Raw genomic sequence first — 17891 nt, 5'->3', positions numbered from 1 at the left:
TCAGGCGCTCAGGGCCAGGTAACGGTTTTTGATGCTCGGGTCCTCACGGAACTGCGCCGCGCTGCCTTGGTAGGCGACCCGGCCTTGCTCCAGCACGTAATGGCGGTCGGCAAGGGCATCGCAGACCATCAGGTTCTGTTCCACCAGCAGGATCGACAGGCCCTCGTCCTTGATGCGCCGCAGGATCTTCACCAGCTCGTCGACAATCACTGGGGCCAGGCCTTCGGTGGGTTCATCGAGGATCAGCAGCTTGGGGCCGTTGAGCAGGGCGCGGGCGATGGCCAGCATCTGCTGCTCGCCACCGGACAGCGCGAAACCACCATTGCGGCGCCGCTCCTTGAGCCGTGGGAACATGCTGTAAACGTCTTCCAGCTGCCAGCGGCTGGTTTTGCGCACAGCAATTTTCAGGTTCTCCTCGACGCTGAGCTGGCGGAAGATGCCGCGGTGTTCGGGCACCAGGGCAATGCCGAGCCGGGCGATATCGAAAATTTCGCGGCCCACCAGCGGCTGGCCGTTGAAGCTGATCTGCCCCTGCCGTGGGCGGACGATGCCGAGGATGCTGCGCAAGGTGGTGGTCTTGCCCGCACCGTTGCGCCCAAGCAGGGTTACCAGCTCACCGGCCTCGACCTTGAGCGAAACCCCTTCGAGCACATGGCTCTTGTCGTAGTAGGCGTGGATCGAATCGACGTTGAGCATCAGGCGGCCTCTCCAAGGTAAGCGGTGCGTACGCGCTCGTCGTTGCGCACCTGTTCAGGGGTACCCTCGACCAGAATCTGGCCGTGGCTCATCACCGTGATGCGCTGGCTGATCGACATGACGATGCTCATGTTGTGCTCGATCAGCAGCACGGTATGGTCGCGGCCAAGGTCGCTGATCAGGTCGGTCATTACCGGGATGTCGTCGATACCCATGCCCGAGGTGGGCTCGTCGAGCATCAGCAGGGTGGGCCTGGCGCAGATCGACATGCCCACTTCCAGTACCCGTTGCTGGCCGTGCGACAGCTCACCGGCCAGGGTTTCGGCGCGGGCGCTCAGTTTCAGGCGCTCCAGCACCTGGTCGGCGGTGTTCCAGTGGCTGCGTTTGTGCTCGACACTGCGCCAGAAGTTGAGCGCGCCCAGGCCATCACGGCCTTGGGCGGCCAGGCGCAGGTTTTCGCGCACGGACAGGTTCTGGAACAGGCTGGTGAGCTGGAACGAACGGGCCATGCCCAGCGCCACCCGCCCGTGGGATGGCTTGCGGATGATGTCCTGGCCGTTGAACAGGATCTTGCCAGCGGTGGCCTGGCGCTCACCGGTCAGGCAGTGGAACAGGCTGGTCTTGCCGGCGCCGTTGGGGCCGATGATGGTGTGGATGGTGCCGGCGCGCACTTTCAGGTCAACGCCCGCAACCGCCTTGAACGGCCCGTAGGCCAGCTCCAGCTGGCGGGTTTCCAGGAGGTAGTCGCTCATCACAGGGTCTCCTTGGTCTTGGCCTGGGGTTTGTCGTTGGCGTTGCGGGTGGCCAGCAGGCGTTTGCCCAGTTCGGCCAGGCCACCCCACAGGCCACCACGCATGAACACCACCACCAGAATCAGGATCACGCCCAGCAGCATCAGCCAGCGTGGCCACAGTTCCGACAGCACGTCGCCCAGCAGCACGATGGCGCCAGCCCCCAGCAGCGAGCCGAACAGCGAGCCGGTGCCGCCGACGATGGTCATGATCAGGATGTTCTCGCTCATCATCAGGTCGATGTTCGACAGCGGTGCAAAGTGCAGCAGCATGGCGTACAGCGCCCCGGCGATACCGGTGATGGCGCCCGACAGCATGAACACCAGGATCTTGAAGTGGCGGGTGTCGTAGCCGATGGCGGCGGCGCGGGTTTCGTTCTCGCGGATGGCCAGCAGGGTGCTGCCGAACGGCGAGCGGATGACCCGCAGGGCTGCGGCGAAGATCAACAGGAACAGCACCGCGACAAACACATAGAAGTGCCGCGGGTCGGCCAGATCGACCAGCACATGGCCGGCGATTTCGATGTTCGGCCGGGGCACATCGAGCAGGCCGTTGTCACCGCCGGTCCAGCCGCTGAGGGTGTAGGCCAGGAAGTAGGCCATCTGGCTGAAGGCCAGGGTCAGCATGACGAAGTAGATGCCGGTGCGGCGAATCGCCAGTGCGCCCACCAGCAATGCCAGGAAGGCGCCAAACACGGCAGCCCCCAACAGCGCGGCGAACATGCCCCACTGCAGGTGGATCATCAGCAGCGCCGCGCCATAGGCACCCACGCCAAAGAAGATGCCCTGGCCGAACGACAACAGGCCGGTGTAGCCGAGCAGCAGGTTGCAGGCCAGCGCGGCCAGGGCAAAGATCAGGATCTCGGTGGCCAGGGTGGCCGACGGCAGCAGCAGTGGCAGCGCCACCAGGCTGGCAACCACCAGCAACAGCAGCGCCGGGGCGCGGCCCTTGGCGACTGGCAATGGGTTTTTCTCGCTCATCTCAGGCTCTCCCGAACAGGCCATAGGGACGGACCAGAATCACGGCGGCCATGGCGCCGTAGATCATCAGGCTGGCGCCCTGCGGCCAGAGGCTGGTCATCATGCTTTGCACCACACCTACCAGCAGGCCGCCAACCAGCGCACCGCCGAACGAGCCCATGCCGCCGATCACCACCACCACGAAGGCAATGCCGAGGATTTCCGGGCCGACGAAGGGTTGCGCACCCCGTAGCGGGGCGAACAGCACACCCGCCACGCCGGCCAGGCCCACGCCCAGGGCGAAGGTCAGGGAAAACAGGCGGAAAATGTTGGTGCCCAGCAGCGACACGGTCTCGGTGCTTTCGCTACCGGCCCGCACCAGTGCGCCGAAGCGGGTGCGTTCCAGCAGCAGCCACAGGCCAAGGCCGATCAGCGCGGCAAAACCGATCAGGAACAGGCGGTAGTAGGGGTAGATGAAGTCACCGAAGATCAGCACCCCGCGCAGCTCGGGCGGTACCGCAATGTTCTTGCCCACCGGGCCCCAGATCAGCACCGAGGCTTCCTGGATGATCAGCGCGATGCCGAGGGTGACGAGGATCTGGAAGGTGTGCGGCAAGTGGTAGATGCGTTTGATCAACAGGCGCTCGACCGCCCAGGCCAGGGCGGCCACCACCAGTGGCGCAATCAGCAGTGCCAGCCAGAAGTTGCCGGTGATGGCCACGGCGGTGTAGCACAGGTAGGCGCCCAGCAAGAAGAACGCGCCGTGGGCGAAGTTGACGAAGTTGAGCAGGCCAAAAATGATCGTCAGGCCCACGGCGATGAGGAAGTAGATCATCCCCAGGCCCAGGCCGTTGAGCAGTTGGAACAGGTACAAATCGAGCATGAGCGTGCCCTCGACAGCGTGCGGTGCGGCTGCCTGTACGAGTGTGTGTGACTAACGCCGCGGCTTCAGGCCAGGGCGCAACCGGTGTGGTCGACCTCGACGAACGAACGGCCCGAGCTGATGACTTCGGCCAGGTCGTCCTCGTCGCGCATCTGCCCCTGGGGCTTGCCGCGCAGCAGGTAGTAATCCTTGAGTACCTGATGGTCGCCAGGGCGGATCAGTTCTTCGCCGGTCGGGCCCTGGAAGCGCATGCCCTGCAATGCCGCAGACACGGCGGCGCCCTCCAGGCTGCCGGCCTTGACGATGGCTTCGAGCATGACCTTGGTGCCGATATAGTCGGCAGCCAGCGGGTAGTTGGGGTTGATGCCATAGGCCTTGCGGGTGGCGGCAACCAGTTGCTTGTTCAGCGGTGTATCGACCTGGTGCCAGTACTGGGCACCCAGGTACACGCCTTCGAGCACGTCGCTGCCCAGCTCCTGAAACTGGTCGAGGCCGGCAGACCACACCATCAGCACTTTCATGCGGTCCTTGATGCCGAAGTTGACGGCCTGGCGCAGGGCGTTGGAGGCCTGGCTGCCGAAGTTGAGCAGCACCAGCACATCGGGTTTGGCGGCGATGGCGTTGGTCAGGTAGCCGGAGAACTCTTGCTCCTGCAGCGAGTGGTAGCTGTTGCCGATGTGTTCCACGCCAAGCTCGGCAAACACCTTGCGGGCGTTGTCCAGCAGGGCATCGCCGAACACGTATTGCGGGGTGATGGTGTACCAGCGCTTGGCCTGGGGCAGCTGGCGAATCATGGGCACCAGGGTTTCGCGGATGGCGCCGTAGGTGGGCACCGACCAGCGAAAGGTCGAGGCGTTGCAGTCTTTACCGGTGATTTCGTCGGCGCCCACGGGCGTCATGAACACGCCGCCGGCCTTGTGGATTTCCTTCGACACCGCCAGTGCCGAAGACGACAGGGTGCAGCCCTGGAAGAAGCGTGCGCCATCCTGGCCGATGGCTTCCTGTACCTTGCGCACCGCCTTGCCGGCGTTGCCTTCGGTGTCGATGACCTTGTACTTGAGCGGGTGGCCGAGCAGCTGCGGGTACTCGGCGATGGCCAGGCGCGATCCCATGTCGGCGTACTTGCCGTAGCTGGCGAAGGCGCCCGACATGGACTTGAGCCCATAGAAGGTCAGCGGTTGGTCGGCGAATGCCCGGTGCGCTCCCAAGGGGAGGCTACCTAAGGCACCCAGGGCAAGGCCTGCCTTGAGCAGGGTACGTCTTTGCATGAGTAACTCCTTGGTTGTGGTTATTAGGCAGGAGTGGCAATGACAAAGCGGGTACGGCCGGGCCTGTGTGCAGGCCTCTTTCCAGGCGCATCAGTGGTGGTGGTCGAACTCCAGCAGGAAGTTGCGGGCAACCTCGCCTTCCAGCGCGGTCATGTGGTGCTCGGCGTCGCACATGTGTTCATGCATCAGCCGGCGTACAGCGGGTTCGTCGCTGGCGCGCAGGGCGGTCAGCAGTTGCTTGTGGTAGTCGATGTTGGCGGCGGCGAACTGCTGGCGCTTGGGCAGGTAGGCCTTTTTCAGCACCACCAGGTCGCGCAGCAGGTCGTTGAGGAACACCGCCATGAACCGCAGCAACGGGTTCGGGCAACGGTCGGCCAGCAGCGTGTGGAACTCCAGCTCTGCCAGGCGCTGCTCGCGCTGGCCTTCCTCGCTGTCTTCCGGTGCGCTGCAGAAGTCGATGTTGGCCTGCAGCGCGGCGTAGTCGGCTTCGCTCAGCTTGCCCATCACCGACACTGCCAGCTCGACCTCGATGACTTTGCGCAGCTGGTAAACCTGCTCGCCGTCCAGGTGCTGGAAGTGCAGGTAATTGCGCAGCGCGCGGCTGGCCGGCTCGGTACCTACTTCATTGAGGTAGGCGCCGCCGGTCGGGCCGGTACGGGTACTGACCAGGCCTTCGACTTCCAGCGCCTTGAGCGCTTCGCGGGCGGTGCCCTTGGAGCACTCGAAATGCTCCATCAGCTCACGCTCGGTGGGCAGGCGGTCACCGGGGTGCAGCGCTTCGGTGACGATCGAGCGCTTGACCGATTCGACGATCACATCGGACAGCTTCTGGCGCTTGCGTTTGGGTTTGAGCATTTCGCTATTTTTCATATTTATGCGGATAAATAGGATTTAGCGAATTTTACCGGGATGGGTCAATGCTGGTGGCGGGGGAGGGGTCGTAATTGGTGCGAAAGGGTCGGGGAGGGATAAGTGATGCTGGGTTCACAGGCCTCTTCGCGGGCATGCCCGCGAAGGGATTCAGGTGATACTGGCTCAGCCTTGGCGGCCAGGGCCTTGTTGCAGGTGTGCCTGGCTGCAATACCACTCATTGCCCTGCTGCAGCGCCCGGTCGTTGGGCAAATGCACGCCACAATGGGCACAGCGCACCATCTTCAGCGGCGCATCCAGCTTCGCCTCGGGGTGCGACTGCTGGCTGACTTTGAACTTGCGCCACAGCCAGAACGCGGCGGCGATCAGGGCGATCCAGAAAAGTAGGCGAACCATGGTGTCCAGCTTGTCGATTGAAGAAGCCGACAGTCTAGGACGCGGCCAATAAAAAAGGGAGGCCCAAGGCCTCCCTTTCATTTACCGCTGTGTGTCAGTCAAACAGACCAAAGGTCATGTAGCTGAACCAGGAGCGGTCTTTCTCGGCTTCTTTCGGGCCTTCCGGCACGATCGGGTCGCCGTTCTCGTCCTTCGGCAGCAGCTCTTGCGGCATCTCGTCGCGCGCGTCCTGGAACTGCTTGACCACGTCCTGGTTGGCGCGGGTTTCGCCCGGCGGCAGCGGGGTGTCGGTTTCGATCAGGCCCAGGGTGGCCTTGGACAGCCAGCCACGGCCGTCAGACTCGGTCTGCTTGGGCTGGAACTCGCCATCGACCAGGCTCGGGTGGTCCGGGTAGTTGAGCTTGAGGGTTTCCAGGCTGCTGGCGGCCAGTTCGTCCAGGTGCATCTTCTGGTACGACTCGACCATCACCGCCAGGCCGTCACCGACCGAGGGGGTTTCCTGGAAGTTTTCGACCACGTAGCGGCCACGGTTGGCAGCGGCCACGTAAGCCTGGCGGCTCAGGTAGTAGTCGGCCACGTGGATTTCATACGAGGCCAGCAGGTTGCGCAGGTAGATCATGCGCTGCTTGGCGTCTGGCGCGTAGCGGCTGTTGGGGAAGCGGCTGGTCAGCTGGGCGAACTCGTTGTACGAGTCGCGGGCGGCACCCGGGTCACGCTTGGTCATGTCCAGCGGCAGGAAACGCGCCAGCAGGCCACGGTCCTGGTCGAACGAGGTCAGGCCCTTGAGGTAGTAGGCGTAATCCACGTTCGGGTGCTGCGGGTGCAGGCGGATGAAGCGCTCTGCGGCCGACTTGGCAGCCTCGGGCTCGGAGTTCTTGTAGTTGGCGTAGATCAGCTCGAGCTGCGCCTGGTCGGCATAGCGGCCGAACGGGTAGCGCGATTCCAGGGCCTTGAGCTTGTTCACGGCGCTGGTGTAGCTGGAGTTGTCCAGGTCAGCTTGCGCCTGCTGGTACAGCTCGGCTTCGCTGAGGTTCTCGTCAATGACCTCTTTATTGGAGGAACAGGCCGCGGTAAGCCCGAGGATGGCGATCAGCAGCAGGTGTTTCACTTGCATGGCGGCTTGCGTCCCTTTGACGGCCGCTGTCTTGGGCGGTGCCGTCCTGTTATGATGAGCGCCCCGGCCAACCCCGGGACAAAAGAAGCCGTATTTAACCACAAGCTCGCAGCCGAAACCAAAGGCTGTGCGCCCGCCGAATCGAGCATGTCCGAGATCATTCAACTTAGCGCAGAGGTACCGTCCGATCTGGGCGGTCAACGCCTCGACCAGGTCGCCGCCCAATTGTTCGCCGAGTACTCGCGTTCGCGGCTTACTACGTGGATCAAAGAAGGCCGCCTGACGGTCGATGGCGCCGTCGTGCGTCCTCGCGATACCGTTTATGGTGGCTCTGTGCTTGCTCTGGAGGCCGAGCAAGAGGCCCAGGGCGAGTGGATCGCAGAAGACATCGAGCTGGATATCGTCTACGAAGACGACCACATCCTGGTGATCAACAAGCCTGCGGGCCTGGTTGTGCACCCGGCCGCCGGCCATGCCAGCGGTACCCTGCTCAATGCGCTGCTGCACCACGTGCCAGACATCATCAACGTGCCGCGTGCCGGTATCGTTCATCGTCTGGACAAAGACACCACGGGCCTGATGGTGGTGGCCAAGACCTTGCAAGCGCAGACCAAGCTGGTTGAGCAGATGCAAGCCCGCAAAGTCAGCCGCATCTATGAGTGCATCGTGATTGGCGTGGTGACGTCCGGTGGCAAGATCGATGCCCCGATCGGCCGCCACGGCGGTATGCGCCAGCGCATGGCAGTCACCGACGGCGGCAAGCCGGCGGTCAGCCACTACCGTGTGCTCAAGCGCTTCCGCTCGCACACCCACGTGCGGGTCAAGCTGGAAACCGGCCGTACTCACCAGATTCGCGTGCACATGGCCCATGTCGGCTTCCCGCTGGTGGGCGATCAGACGTACGGTGGGCGCTTCCGCATTCCGCCGGCTGCCAGCCCAACCATGGTCGAGGCGGTGAAAACCTTCCCGCGTCAGGCTCTGCATGCGCGTTTCCTCGCCTTGGCCCACCCGATTACCGGTGAAGTCATGAAGTGGGAATCGCCACTGCCGGATGACTTCCTCTGGTTGCTGACGCTGCTGAACGAAGACCGCGAGAGCTTTATCGGATGAGTGGCCTGACGCAGTCGCTGTTTTTTCCCGACTGGCCGGCTCCGGCCTCGGTTCGCGCCTGTGTCACCACCCGTCAGGGCGGCGTCAGCCTGCCGCCCTACGAAACCTTCAACCTTGGCGACCACGTAGGGGATGCCCCTGCGGCGGTCGCCGAGAACCGCCGCCGGCTGAGCGACGCGTTCGCCATCCAGCCAGCCTGGCTCAAGCAGGTGCATGGGCTGGTAGTGGCGGATGCCGACCCGGCCGTGGTGGCCGAGGCCGACGCCAGCTGGACCGACCAGCCAGGCATTGCCTGCACCGTGATGACGGCCGATTGCCTGCCTGCGCTGTTCTGCGACCGGGCGGGGACGCGCGTGGCAGCAGCGCATGCGGGCTGGCGCGGGTTGGCCGGTGGCGTGCTGGAAGCCACGCTGGACCGCTTGGCGCTGCCGCCAGAAGAGGTGCTGGTGTGGTTGGGGCCGGCCATTGGCCCGCAGGCCTTCGAAGTAGGGCTGGAAGTGCGTGATGCCTTTACGGCGGTGCATCCTGAAGCGGCCCGTGCTTTTGTCGAGGGTGAGCGGCCGGGCAAGTTGATGGCTGATATCTACGAGCTGGCGCGTATTCGCCTGGCCGCCCGTGGGGTGACCGCTGTGTATGGCGGCGGCTTGTGCACGGTCAGCGATGCGCGGTTCTTCTCCTATCGCCGTACCCCGCAGGGTGGGCGGTTTGCCTCGTTGGTCTGGCTGGATCCTCGCTAGCCTGTACCGGCCTCTTCGCGGGCACGCCCGCTCCCACAGAGATTCCACAACTTTGGTACCGGTAGTGTACCTGTGGGAGCGGGCATGCCCGCGAATGGCCCCAGCACTCATCCAACAGGTTGACCCCGGTCAACCCCGCTACGCTTGAATCTTCCAGAATCAGCCTTATCTATAAGGTCATCTCAGGCAGGTTTCTTCATAAACAGGCGCTGTCCATCGCTCCGACCTGCCCTTTAAAGGAAGGTACACCATGCGAATAGACCGTTTGACCAGCAAGCTGCAACTTGCAATATCCGATGCCCAATCCCTGGCCGTTGGCATGGACCACCCCGCCATCGAGCCCGTGCACCTGCTGCAGGCGCTGCTCGAACAGCAGGGCGGCTCCATCAAGCCCCTGCTGATGCAGGTTGGCTTCGACATCAACAGCCTGCGCCAGGGGCTTGTGAAAGAGCTCGACCAGCTGCCGAAAATCCAGAACCCCACCGGTGACGTGAACATGTCGCAGGACCTGGCGCGTCTGCTCAACCAGGCCGACCGCCTGGCCCAGCAGAAGGGCGACCAGTTCATTTCCAGCGAGCTGGTGCTGTTGGCCGCCATGGACGAGAACAGCAAACTCGGCAAACTGCTGCTGAGCCAGGGCGTGACCAAGAAGGCCCTGGAAAATGCCATCAACAACCTGCGCGGCGGCGCGGCAGTGAATGATGCCAACGCCGAAGAGTCGCGTCAGGCGCTGGACAAGTACACCGTCGACCTGACCAAGCGTGCCGAAGAAGGCAAGCTGGACCCGGTGATTGGCCGTGACGATGAAATCCGCCGTACCGTGCAGGTGCTGCAACGCCGCACCAAGAACAACCCGGTGCTGATCGGTGAGCCTGGCGTGGGTAAAACCGCCATCGCCGAAGGCCTGGCCCAGCGCATCATCAACGGTGAAGTGCCCGACGGCCTCAAAGGCAAGCGCCTGCTGGCGCTGGACATGGGCGCGCTGATTGCCGGTGCCAAGTACCGTGGCGAGTTCGAAGAGCGTTTGAAAGGCCTGCTGAACGAGCTGTCCAAGCAGGAAGGCCAGATCATCCTGTTCATCGACGAACTGCACACCATGGTCGGCGCCGGCAAAGGCGAGGGCGCCATGGACGCCGGCAACATGCTCAAGCCAGCCTTGGCCCGTGGCGAACTGCACTGCGTTGGCGCTACCACGCTTAACGAGTACCGCCAGTTCATCGAGAAGGACGCTGCGCTGGAGCGCCGCTTCCAGAAGGTGCTGGTAGAAGAGCCGAGTGAAGAAGACACCATTGCCATTCTGCGTGGCCTGAAAGAGCGCTATGAAGTGCACCACAAGGTGGCCATCACTGACGGCGCCATTATCGCTGCGGCCAAGCTCAGCCACCGCTACATCACTGATCGCCAGCTGCCCGACAAGGCCATCGACCTGATCGACGAAGCCGCCAGCCGCATCCGCATGGAGATCGACTCCAAGCCGGAAGTGCTCGACCGCCTTGATCGCCGCCTGATCCAGTTGAAGGTGGAATCGCAGGCACTGAAGAAAGAAGAAGACGAAGCGGCAAAAAAACGCCTGGAGAAGCTGACCGAGGAAATCGAGCGGCTGGAGCGTGAGTATTCCGACCTGGAAGAAATCTGGGCTTCGGAAAAGGCCGAAGTGCAGGGCTCGGCGCAGATCCAGCAAAAGATCGAGCAGGCCCGCCAAGAGCTGGAAACCGCCCGTCGCAAAGGCGACCTGAGCCGCATGGCCGAACTGCAGTACGGGGTAATCCCGGACCTGGAGCGCAGCCTGCAGATGGTCGACCAGCACGGCAAGACCGAGAACCAGTTGCTGCGCAACAAGGTGACCGAGGAAGAAATTGCCGAAGTGGTGTCGAAGTGGACCGGTATTCCGGTGGCCAAGATGCTCGAAGGCGAGCGTGAAAAGCTGCTGAAGATGGAAGAGCTGCTGCACCAGCGCGTGATCGGTCAGGGCGAGGCGGTAACCGCCGTGGCCAACGCCGTGCGCCGCTCGCGTGCCGGGCTGTCCGACCCTAACCGGCCAAGTGGCTCGTTCCTGTTCCTCGGCCCGACCGGTGTGGGCAAGACCGAGCTGTGCAAGGCACTGGCCGAGTTCCTGTTCGACACCGAAGAGGCCATGGTGCGTATCGACATGTCCGAGTTCATGGAGAAACACTCCGTGGCTCGCCTGATCGGTGCACCACCAGGCTACGTCGGCTACGAAGAGGGCGGTTACCTGACCGAAGCGGTACGGCGCAAGCCTTACTCGGTGGTGCTGCTGGATGAGGTGGAGAAAGCCCACCCGGATGTGTTCAACGTGCTGTTGCAGGTGCTGGAAGACGGCCGCCTGACCGACAGCCACGGGCGCACCGTGGACTTCCGCAACACCGTGATCGTGATGACCTCCAACCTGGGCTCGGCGCAGATCCAGGAGCTGGTGGGCGACCGCGAAGCACAGCGTGCAGCGGTGATGGATGCGGTGGGTTCGCACTTCCGCCCAGAGTTCATCAACCGTATCGACGAAGTGGTGGTGTTCGAACCACTGGGCCGCGAGCAGATTGCCGGCATTACCGAAATCCAGCTGGGCCGCCTGCGCAGCCGCTTGCTGGAGCGCGAACTGTCGCTGAGCCTGAGCCCGGAGGCGTTGGACAAGCTGATTGCCGTGGGTTACGACCCGGTGTACGGCGCACGGCCGCTGAAGCGTGCCATCCAGCGTTGGATCGAAAACCCGCTGGCGCAGCTGATCTTGGCTGGCAAGTTCGTGCCTGGCTCAGCGATCACCGCCAAGGTGGAGGGCGACGAAATCGTCTTCGGCTGATTTGCTTCACCATGAGCCCCGCATCTGCGGGGCTTTTTTTCGCTTGTTTACCTGCACTGGCCTCTTCGCGGGCATGCCCGCTCCCACAGGATCTGCGCAAATTTCAAGGGCTGCACCGTACCTGTGGGAGCGGGCGTGCCCGCGAAGAGGCCAGTGCAGCCCAGCAAATCCGGGCTTTCTCAGCCTATCTGGATAACCTGCTGAAATTTTTGAAATTTTTGCTTGCATCAATTTCCGACTGCCCCTAATATACGCCGCGTTGTCAGGCACTAAGCGAATCACCAGCAACATCGGTGACCGCAAAACAACTTACAAATCAGTAAGTTGAATGAAAAAAAGTGGTTGACAAGCAAAACGAAGAATGTAGAATAGCCGGCCTCAGCAGCGACAACGCGAAAGCGAAGAAGCCAAAGAGTCCGAAGCGAACACAGCCTTCGGAGTAGCAAATCGGTAAGTTGTACCGAAGTTCAGTTCCGCGATAGCTCAGTCGGTAGAGCAAATGACTGTTAATCATTGGGTCCCTGGTTCGAGTCCAGGTCGCTTATGGGAAGTCTCGGGGTGTAGCGCAGTCCGGTAGCGCGCCTGCTTTGGGAGCAGGATGTCAGGAGTTCGAATCCCCTCACCCCGACCATTTTCCGGGTCGTTAGCTCAGTTGGTAGAGCAGTTGGCTTTTAACCAATTGGTCGTAGGTTCGAATCCTACACGACCCACCATGAACAAAGGGCATCTCGAAAGAGATGCCCTTTTTCTTTGCCTCGATTTTATCCTGGTAGATCTTTGGGCCTGCTTCGCAGGCCTTTCGCGACACAAGGCCGCTCCCACAATGTCCGCGTTTACCCTTTAGATCGGGCTGACGCGGTCGCTGTGGGAGCGGCCTTGTGTCGCGAAAGGGGCGCAAAGCGCCCCCGGCAATCTTCAGTGCAACTTCAGGCGAGGCTCGGTACCCCGGCCAATCTTGCTACCCAGCATCATCAACGCTGTACGGAAGAACCCGTACAACGCCATCTGGTGCATGCGGTACAGCGACACGTAGAACATCCGCGCCAGCCAGCCTTCCAGCTTCACGCTGCCCATCAGGTTACCCATCAGGTTGCCTACCGCCGAGAAGCGTGACAGCGACACCAGCGAGCCGTAGTCCTTGTATTCGTAAGTCGGCAGCGCCTTGTTCTCCAGGCGCGCCTTAAGGCTTTGCGCCAGCATCGAAGCTTGCTGGTGCGCGGCCTGTGCCCGTGGCGGCACACTGCGGTCGCTGCCTGGTTGCGGGCAAGCGGCGCAGTCGCCGAAGGCGAAGATGTTGTCGTCGCGGGTGGTTTGCAGGGTAGGGCGCACGACCAGCTGGTTGATGCGGTTGGTTTCCAGCCCGTCGATGTCTTTCAGGAAGCCCGGCGCACGGATACCCGCCGCCCACACCTTCAGGCTGGCCTGGATCACTTCGCCGTCCTTGGTTTTCAACCCGTCCTCGGTCACTTCACTGACCGCAGCGTTGGTCATCACCTTCACGCCGAGTTTTTCCAGGGTCTTGTGCACCGGCACGCTGATGCGCTCTGGCAGCGCCGGCAGCACGCGCGGGCCTGCCTCGATGATGGTGATGTGCATATCCTTGGGCTGGATGCGGTCCAGGCCATAGGCTGCCAGCTCATGGGCGGCGTGGTGTAGCTCGGCCGCCAGTTCCACACCGGTGGCACCGGCGCCGACGATGGCGACGCTGATTTTTTCACTGGCCACATCGCCGGCATGGGCGCGCAGGTAGTGGTTCAGCAACTGTTGGTGGAAGCGCTCGGCCTGCTTGCGGGTGTCCAGGAACAGGCAGTGCTGCGCCGCACCCAGGGTGCCGAAGTCGTTGGTGTTGGAACCTACGGCAATGACCAGGGTGTCGTAGCCCAGGGTGCGCGCAGGCAGCAGCTCGCGGCCCTCTTCATCGAGGGTGGCGGCCAGTTGAATCTGTTTGCCTTCACGGTCCAGGCCGCTCATGCGCCCCAGTTGGAAGTTGAAGTGGTTCCACTTGGCCTGGGCCACGTAGTTCAGTTCGTCTTCCGAGGAGTTCAGCGAGCCGGCAGCCACTTCGTGCAGCAGTGGTTTCCAGATGTGCGTGAGGTTGGCGTCGACCAAGGTAATCTCGGCCTGCTTGCGCTTGCCCAGGCTTTTACCCAGGCGGGTCGCCAGTTCCAGGCCGCCGGCGCCGCCGCCGACAATCACGATGCGATGAGTCATGGGGATATCTCATAAGGTTTACGGAATTCGTGGCCCAGAGGGCCGGCCGCAAACTGCACGAGGGGAGGGCGAGCGCGAAGCAGCTCATAGCACCAGTCCACTCAGCAGGCGGCTGATGAGACCCAACCCGATGGTCACGGCCACCACCAGCACAAGGAGCAGCCACGGCCGAAAGGGCCTGCGCTCGACTTGGTGCTGGGGGGCTCGCAGATACTCATCGACACGACGCTGATCTTCCGGATTCAGGCGGCTGGTCATGGTGGGCCTCGTCAGGTAGACGTTTGTGACTGCGCAAACGCTACAGCGTTCGCGCAAGCGCTTGAAACAAATGATAATGCTTTCTATCCCTGGCGCCGAGTGTACGCCATCGCAAACATTCGCTGCACTGGATCAAAGACTGATGCCCACGTCGAAGACGATGCTGCGGCCCAGGTTGCCGCGCAAAAAGTCTGGCGCGTCTGGGTGGGCGAACAGCACCCGGGCAAAGGTCGGCCCCACCAGCGACAGCGAGCGCCAGCCCTGGCGCAGGTATTCGGTAGGCGGCGGGAAGTGGGTGTTGAGGTCGAGCACTTCGCGCTTGAGGCTGGCGAAGGCGATGATGTCCAGCTCGTTCAGCTCCAGCCCGCGTTCCCGATAGTTGTGCGCCTTTTTACGCAAGGTCGGCGCCAGGCGCCCCAGCAACTCGGTGGCACTGATGCGTCGGGGGCGCGCTTCGCGGCGCACCAGCTGCGCCAGGGAAAACGCACTGCGCCGGCGTTGCAGCTCTTCGCGCCATTCATCGTTCAGCCGGCGGCCTTCGTCGAGCACGAAAAATACTTCGAATGCGGCATCGCGGAACAGCACGTCTGGCGGCTCCTGGCCGGCCGGGGTGAAGTCCTCGCTGCGGTAGGGAATGTTCAACCCCTGCAACAGACGCTGGCACACCCAACGCTCCCGCTCCCACTTGCGGGCGTTGGAGAGAAAGGCATTGGCTTGTTCGGCCTGGATGGTAAGCAGGCGCAGGTAGTCTGAGTCATCCATGCAGACAAGCTTAGCCGTTAATCGATGACGGTAAGATGCTGTTTAAGCGCGGGAATCAGCGCAACACCGGCCACTGCTGCACCAGCCCGACCAGGTGCACCAGGCCGAAGCCCAGGCAGATCAGTGAACTGACCACGATAAAACGCTGCGAACGCCCGGTGCCCGCCAGCAATCTGGGCCCCAGCAGGCCGCGCAGCAGGTACACCAGGGTGATGAGGCAGATGGCCGGCAGCAGCAACGGCAGCCGCCCGATTGCCCCGGCAGCTGACAGTGCATAGGCCGACCAGGCCAGCAACACGCAGGCGATGGCGGCGGTGATCAGCGCCGGGTACCAGCGGCCCTTTTCGGCGGCCACCGCCATACGTTCGCCGGCCCCGAACAAACGGTACCAGCGTGGCCCAACGGCGATCACAGCCAGGTGAAGTACGCCAATGATGGCGTTGAGTGCTGCTGCCAGCAGCAGGGTGGGGTTGATTCCTTCCGGCATGGCCAATGCTTCCTGCATCGAATGAGGGCGCCAGCCTACCGCAGCCGAAGGAAACGGAGAATGGGTGTAGACTCGGGTTTATCCACATGGCCGCAAGGGGCATTGCTCAGGTGATCAGCGCGCAGGTGTTGTCCGGTACCACCCTTACCCTTGGCTGGCTGGGTTATGTACCGTTGCTGGTGTGGGCTGTCAGCCGGGTGCGCTGGGTTGAACTGTTCACCGACCGGCGCCGGCAGCATCTGTTGTTCGGCACCGTGTTTTGCCTGTTTGCGTTGTGGCTGGTGAGGCGTGATTTCGATACCGGGGTGTCGTACCACTTCATCGGCATGACGGCAGTTACCCTGTTGCTGGACTGGCCGCTGGCGGTGCTGGGTGGGTTCATGGCCCAGCTCGGTTTGCTGGTGTTGGGGCGGCAGGATTTGGCGGCGCTGGGGGTGAATGGCTTGTTGCTGATTGGCTTGCCGGTGCTGATTACCGAGGTGTGCGCGATCGTGGTCGAGCGTGCCCAGCCGCGAAACCTGTTCGTTTATATTTTTTGTTCAGGGTTCTTTCCTGCGGCGCTCACCGTGCTTGTTTGCGTGCCTGCAGCGCTAGGGGTGTTGTGGCTGGATGGGCGCTTTGCCATGCCGGAATGGCTGAGCGACTTTGTGGGCTACCTGTGGCTGATGATGTTCCCCGAGGCGTTCATCAACGGCATGGTGATCAGTGCGCTGGTGGTGTTTTGCCCGGAGTGGCTGGAAACGTTCAACCGCACAAGGTATTTGCAGGCGCCATGGAAGGAGGATGAGCGGTGAATTTGTGGTGGCCGTGCCAGCCTCTTCGCGGGCACAACCACCTTGAAATCCGCTTAGTGCCGAGGCTCCAGATCCCCCGAATACAGCTCATCCTCAGACTCTTCAGCCCCCGGAATCTTGTGTTCCTCAGCCGCCCAGGCCCCGAGGTCGATCAGCTTGCAACGGTCAGAGCAAAACGGCCGGAACGCGCTTTTCTCGTTCCATTCCACAGGTGCGCCACAGGTCGGGCAGTCGACGGTCAATGGCTGGCTCATGGCTGGCCTCCTTTCAAAGTCAGGTAAAAGTGGTGCAGGCGGTCAATCTGCTGATGCAGCGCGGCCAGGTCGCCGTCATTGACCACCACGTCATCGGCATGGCGCAGGCGATCCTCACGGGCCAGTTGGGCCTGCAGAATCGCCTGTACCTGCTCGGCACTGGTGTTGTCCCGCGCCAGGGTACGCGACACTTGCAGTTCCTGCGGCGCATCGATCACCAGCACGCGCTGGGTCTTATGGTATTGCCCCGACTCGATCAGCAGCGGCGACACATATACCGCATACGGCGACTGGGCCTTGGCTAGGTAGCTGAAAATCTCCTGTCCGATCAATGGGTGCAGCAGTTGCTCCAGCCATTTGCGCTGCGCCGGGTCGGCGAAGATCAGCTGGCGCAGGGCGGCGCGATCCAGCTGGCCGTCGGCCTGCAGCACACCCGGGCCGAAGCGCTCGACAATGCTGGCCAGGGCCGGGCGGCCGGGTTCGACCACCCAGCGCGCCGCCTGATCGGCATCGACCAGGTGCACGCCAAGCTCGACGAAGCGCTCGGCAGCGGCGCTCTTGCCGCTACCAATGCCGCCGGTAAGGCCGAGAATCCAGGGGGTAAAGGCTGCAGTGGCCATCAGTATCCAAGCAGTTGCATGTAAGAGGCGACTATTTCATCACCCCAGAGCACGGCAATCCACCCCGCAATCGCCAGATAAGGCCCGAACGGCATCGCCGTGCCCATGGCATGCCGGCGCAAACGCAGCAGGCACAGGCCAACCAGCGCCCCCACCACCGACGACAGCAGCAGCGTTAACGGCAACACCTGCCAGCCACCCCAGGCCCCGATCAGCGCCATCAGCTTGAAGTCGCCATAGCCCATGCCTTCCTTGCCGGTGACCAGCTTGAACACCCAGTACACCGTCCACAGGCTGAGGTACCCGGCCACCGCGCCCCACAGCGCGTCGGTGAGCGGGGCATACAGGTTGAAGGCATTGACGATCAGCCCCAGCCACAGCATCGGCAGCACCAGCACATCCGGCAGCAATTGGTGTTCTGCATCGATCAGGCTCAGGGCCAACAGGCACCAGGTCAGTGGCAGTGCCAGCAACGCCTCTAGCGAAGCGCCAAAACGCCACGCCACCACCAGCGACAGCAGCGCGCTGGCGATTTCCACCACCGGGTAGCGCGGGCTGATGCGGGTTTTGCAGGATGAACAGCGCCCGCGCAATGCCAGGTAACTGATGACCGGAATGTTCTCCCACGCGCGAATCTGATGCGCGCAATGTGGGCAGCGGGAGGCGGGCAGGCACAGGTCGAACCGTTCGTGTGGCGTAACCGGTAACCCCAACACTTCTTGTGCCTCACGCTGCCATTGCCGCTCCAGCATGATCGGCAGCCGATACACCAGCACATTGAGAAAACTGCCCACCAACAGGCCGAGCAGCGTGGCCAGGGTGAGGAAGTACGCCGGCTGCTCTGCCAGCAAAGTCCATAAAGTCAT

At 62.7% G+C, this 17891-nt stretch carries 19 protein-coding genes and 2 tRNA genes; 6 read left to right on the top strand and 15 right to left on the bottom strand.

Annotation, left to right across the window (positions count from 1 at the left end; genetic code table 11):
- From N436_RS06100 to N436_RS06065, 8 genes are all read right to left on the bottom strand, one after another.
- Positions 1 to 696 (bottom strand): ABC transporter ATP-binding protein, encoded by a 696-nt coding sequence (locus N436_RS06100; protein WP_016713401.1) that lies wholly within the window; start codon positions 694 to 696, stop codon positions 1 to 3.
- Positions 696 to 1448: an ABC transporter ATP-binding protein gene (locus N436_RS06095; protein WP_060501394.1), complete on the bottom strand. Its 753-nt coding sequence runs from the start codon at positions 1446 to 1448 to the stop codon at positions 696 to 698. The genes N436_RS06100 and N436_RS06095 overlap by 1 nt, the downstream gene beginning before the upstream one ends.
- Positions 1448 to 2467 (bottom strand): branched-chain amino acid ABC transporter permease, encoded by a 1020-nt coding sequence (locus tag N436_RS06090; protein ID WP_025754951.1) that lies wholly within the window; start codon positions 2465 to 2467, stop codon positions 1448 to 1450. The genes N436_RS06095 and N436_RS06090 overlap by 1 nt, the downstream gene beginning before the upstream one ends.
- 1 nt (position 2468) lies before the next feature.
- Entirely contained in the window at positions 2469 to 3329 is an 861-nt protein-coding gene (locus N436_RS06085; RefSeq protein ID WP_110740613.1) for a branched-chain amino acid ABC transporter permease, read from the bottom strand.
- A gap of 65 nt (positions 3330 to 3394) precedes the next feature.
- Positions 3395 to 4597: an ABC transporter substrate-binding protein gene (locus N436_RS06080; RefSeq protein ID WP_105945547.1), complete on the bottom strand. Its 1203-nt coding sequence runs from the start codon at positions 4595 to 4597 to the stop codon at positions 3395 to 3397.
- 90 nt (positions 4598 to 4687) lie between these two features.
- Positions 4688 to 5452: a FadR/GntR family transcriptional regulator gene (locus N436_RS06075; RefSeq protein WP_003247561.1), complete on the bottom strand. Its 765-nt coding sequence runs from the start codon at positions 5450 to 5452 to the stop codon at positions 4688 to 4690.
- Between the two features lie 180 nt (positions 5453 to 5632).
- Positions 5633 to 5863 (bottom strand): PP0621 family protein, encoded by a 231-nt coding sequence (locus N436_RS06070; protein ID WP_016713394.1) that lies wholly within the window; start codon positions 5861 to 5863, stop codon positions 5633 to 5635.
- Between the two features lie 94 nt (positions 5864 to 5957).
- Positions 5958 to 6977 (bottom strand): outer membrane protein assembly factor BamD, encoded by a 1020-nt coding sequence (locus N436_RS06065; RefSeq protein ID WP_016713393.1) that lies wholly within the window; start codon positions 6975 to 6977, stop codon positions 5958 to 5960.
- Between the two features lie 147 nt (positions 6978 to 7124).
- Between N436_RS06065 and rluD the strand changes: the two genes are divergently transcribed.
- From rluD to N436_RS06035, 5 genes are all read left to right on the top strand, one after another.
- Positions 7125 to 8087, top strand: coding sequence for a 23S rRNA pseudouridine(1911/1915/1917) synthase RluD (gene rluD / locus N436_RS06060; protein WP_026020366.1), 963 nt, complete (start codon positions 7125 to 7127; stop codon positions 8085 to 8087).
- The gene (gene pgeF / locus N436_RS06055) at positions 8084 to 8824 is read left to right on the top strand and encodes a peptidoglycan editing factor PgeF (protein WP_110740612.1); all 741 of its coding nucleotides are present in this window, start codon (positions 8084 to 8086) and stop codon (positions 8822 to 8824) included. Before rluD ends, pgeF begins: the two co-directional genes overlap by 4 nt.
- Before the next feature lie 250 nt (positions 8825 to 9074).
- Positions 9075 to 11639 (top strand): ATP-dependent chaperone ClpB, encoded by a 2565-nt coding sequence (gene clpB, locus N436_RS06050; RefSeq protein ID WP_105945549.1) that lies wholly within the window; start codon positions 9075 to 9077, stop codon positions 11637 to 11639.
- Between the two features lie 554 nt (positions 11640 to 12193).
- Positions 12194 to 12270 (top strand) — tRNA-Pro (locus N436_RS06040).
- 6 nt (positions 12271 to 12276) lie between these two features.
- Positions 12277 to 12352: transfer RNA gene (locus tag N436_RS06035), tRNA-Lys, on the top strand.
- A 202-nt stretch (positions 12353 to 12554) separates the two neighbouring features.
- Here the strand turns inward: N436_RS06035 and N436_RS06030 are convergent.
- The 4 genes from N436_RS06030 to N436_RS06015 form a co-directional block, all read right to left on the bottom strand.
- Complete coding sequence (locus N436_RS06030; RefSeq protein WP_105945551.1) at positions 12555 to 13850, bottom strand: NAD(P)/FAD-dependent oxidoreductase; 1296 nt, start codon at positions 13848 to 13850, stop codon at positions 12555 to 12557.
- A gap of 84 nt (positions 13851 to 13934) precedes the next feature.
- On the bottom strand, positions 13935 to 14108 hold the full coding sequence (locus tag N436_RS06025; protein WP_013970765.1) for a DUF3094 family protein: 174 nt from the start codon (positions 14106 to 14108) through the stop codon (positions 13935 to 13937).
- 132 nt (positions 14109 to 14240) lie between these two features.
- Positions 14241 to 14870 carry a DUF1780 domain-containing protein gene (locus N436_RS06020; RefSeq protein WP_013970766.1) on the bottom strand — a complete coding sequence of 210 codons (630 nt, stop codon included), beginning with the start codon at positions 14868 to 14870 and terminating at the stop codon, positions 14241 to 14243.
- 55 nt (positions 14871 to 14925) lie between these two features.
- Entirely contained in the window at positions 14926 to 15357 is a 432-nt protein-coding gene (locus tag N436_RS06015; protein ID WP_110740611.1) for a hypothetical protein, read from the bottom strand.
- A gap of 86 nt (positions 15358 to 15443) precedes the next feature.
- On the opposite strand from N436_RS06015, the gene N436_RS06010 reads away from it, so the two are divergent.
- On the top strand, positions 15444 to 16151 hold the full coding sequence (locus tag N436_RS06010; RefSeq protein WP_110740610.1) for an energy-coupling factor ABC transporter permease: 708 nt from the start codon (positions 15444 to 15446) through the stop codon (positions 16149 to 16151).
- A 53-nt stretch (positions 16152 to 16204) separates the two neighbouring features.
- On the opposite strand, the gene yacG is transcribed toward N436_RS06010, so the two are convergent.
- Genes yacG through N436_RS05995 form a run of 3 tightly spaced genes read right to left on the bottom strand, consistent with a single transcriptional unit; the run spans position 16205 to position 17891 of the window.
- Positions 16205 to 16405, bottom strand: a complete 201-nt coding sequence (gene yacG / locus N436_RS06005; protein ID WP_016484797.1) for a DNA gyrase inhibitor YacG — start codon at positions 16403 to 16405, stop codon at positions 16205 to 16207.
- Entirely contained in the window at positions 16402 to 17025 is a 624-nt protein-coding gene (gene coaE, locus N436_RS06000; RefSeq protein WP_110740609.1) for a dephospho-CoA kinase, read from the bottom strand. The genes yacG and coaE overlap by 4 nt, the downstream gene beginning before the upstream one ends.
- Positions 17025 to 17891 (bottom strand): A24 family peptidase, encoded by an 867-nt coding sequence (locus tag N436_RS05995; RefSeq protein WP_110740608.1) that lies wholly within the window; start codon positions 17889 to 17891, stop codon positions 17025 to 17027. Before N436_RS05995 ends, coaE begins: the two co-directional genes overlap by 1 nt.

Origin of the sequence: Pseudomonas sp. RV120224-01b, assembly GCF_003208145.1 — a bacterium.
Classification (GTDB): domain Bacteria; phylum Pseudomonadota; class Gammaproteobacteria; order Pseudomonadales; family Pseudomonadaceae; genus Aquipseudomonas; species Aquipseudomonas monteilii.
This window is presented reverse-complemented; position numbering and strand designations above follow the sequence as displayed.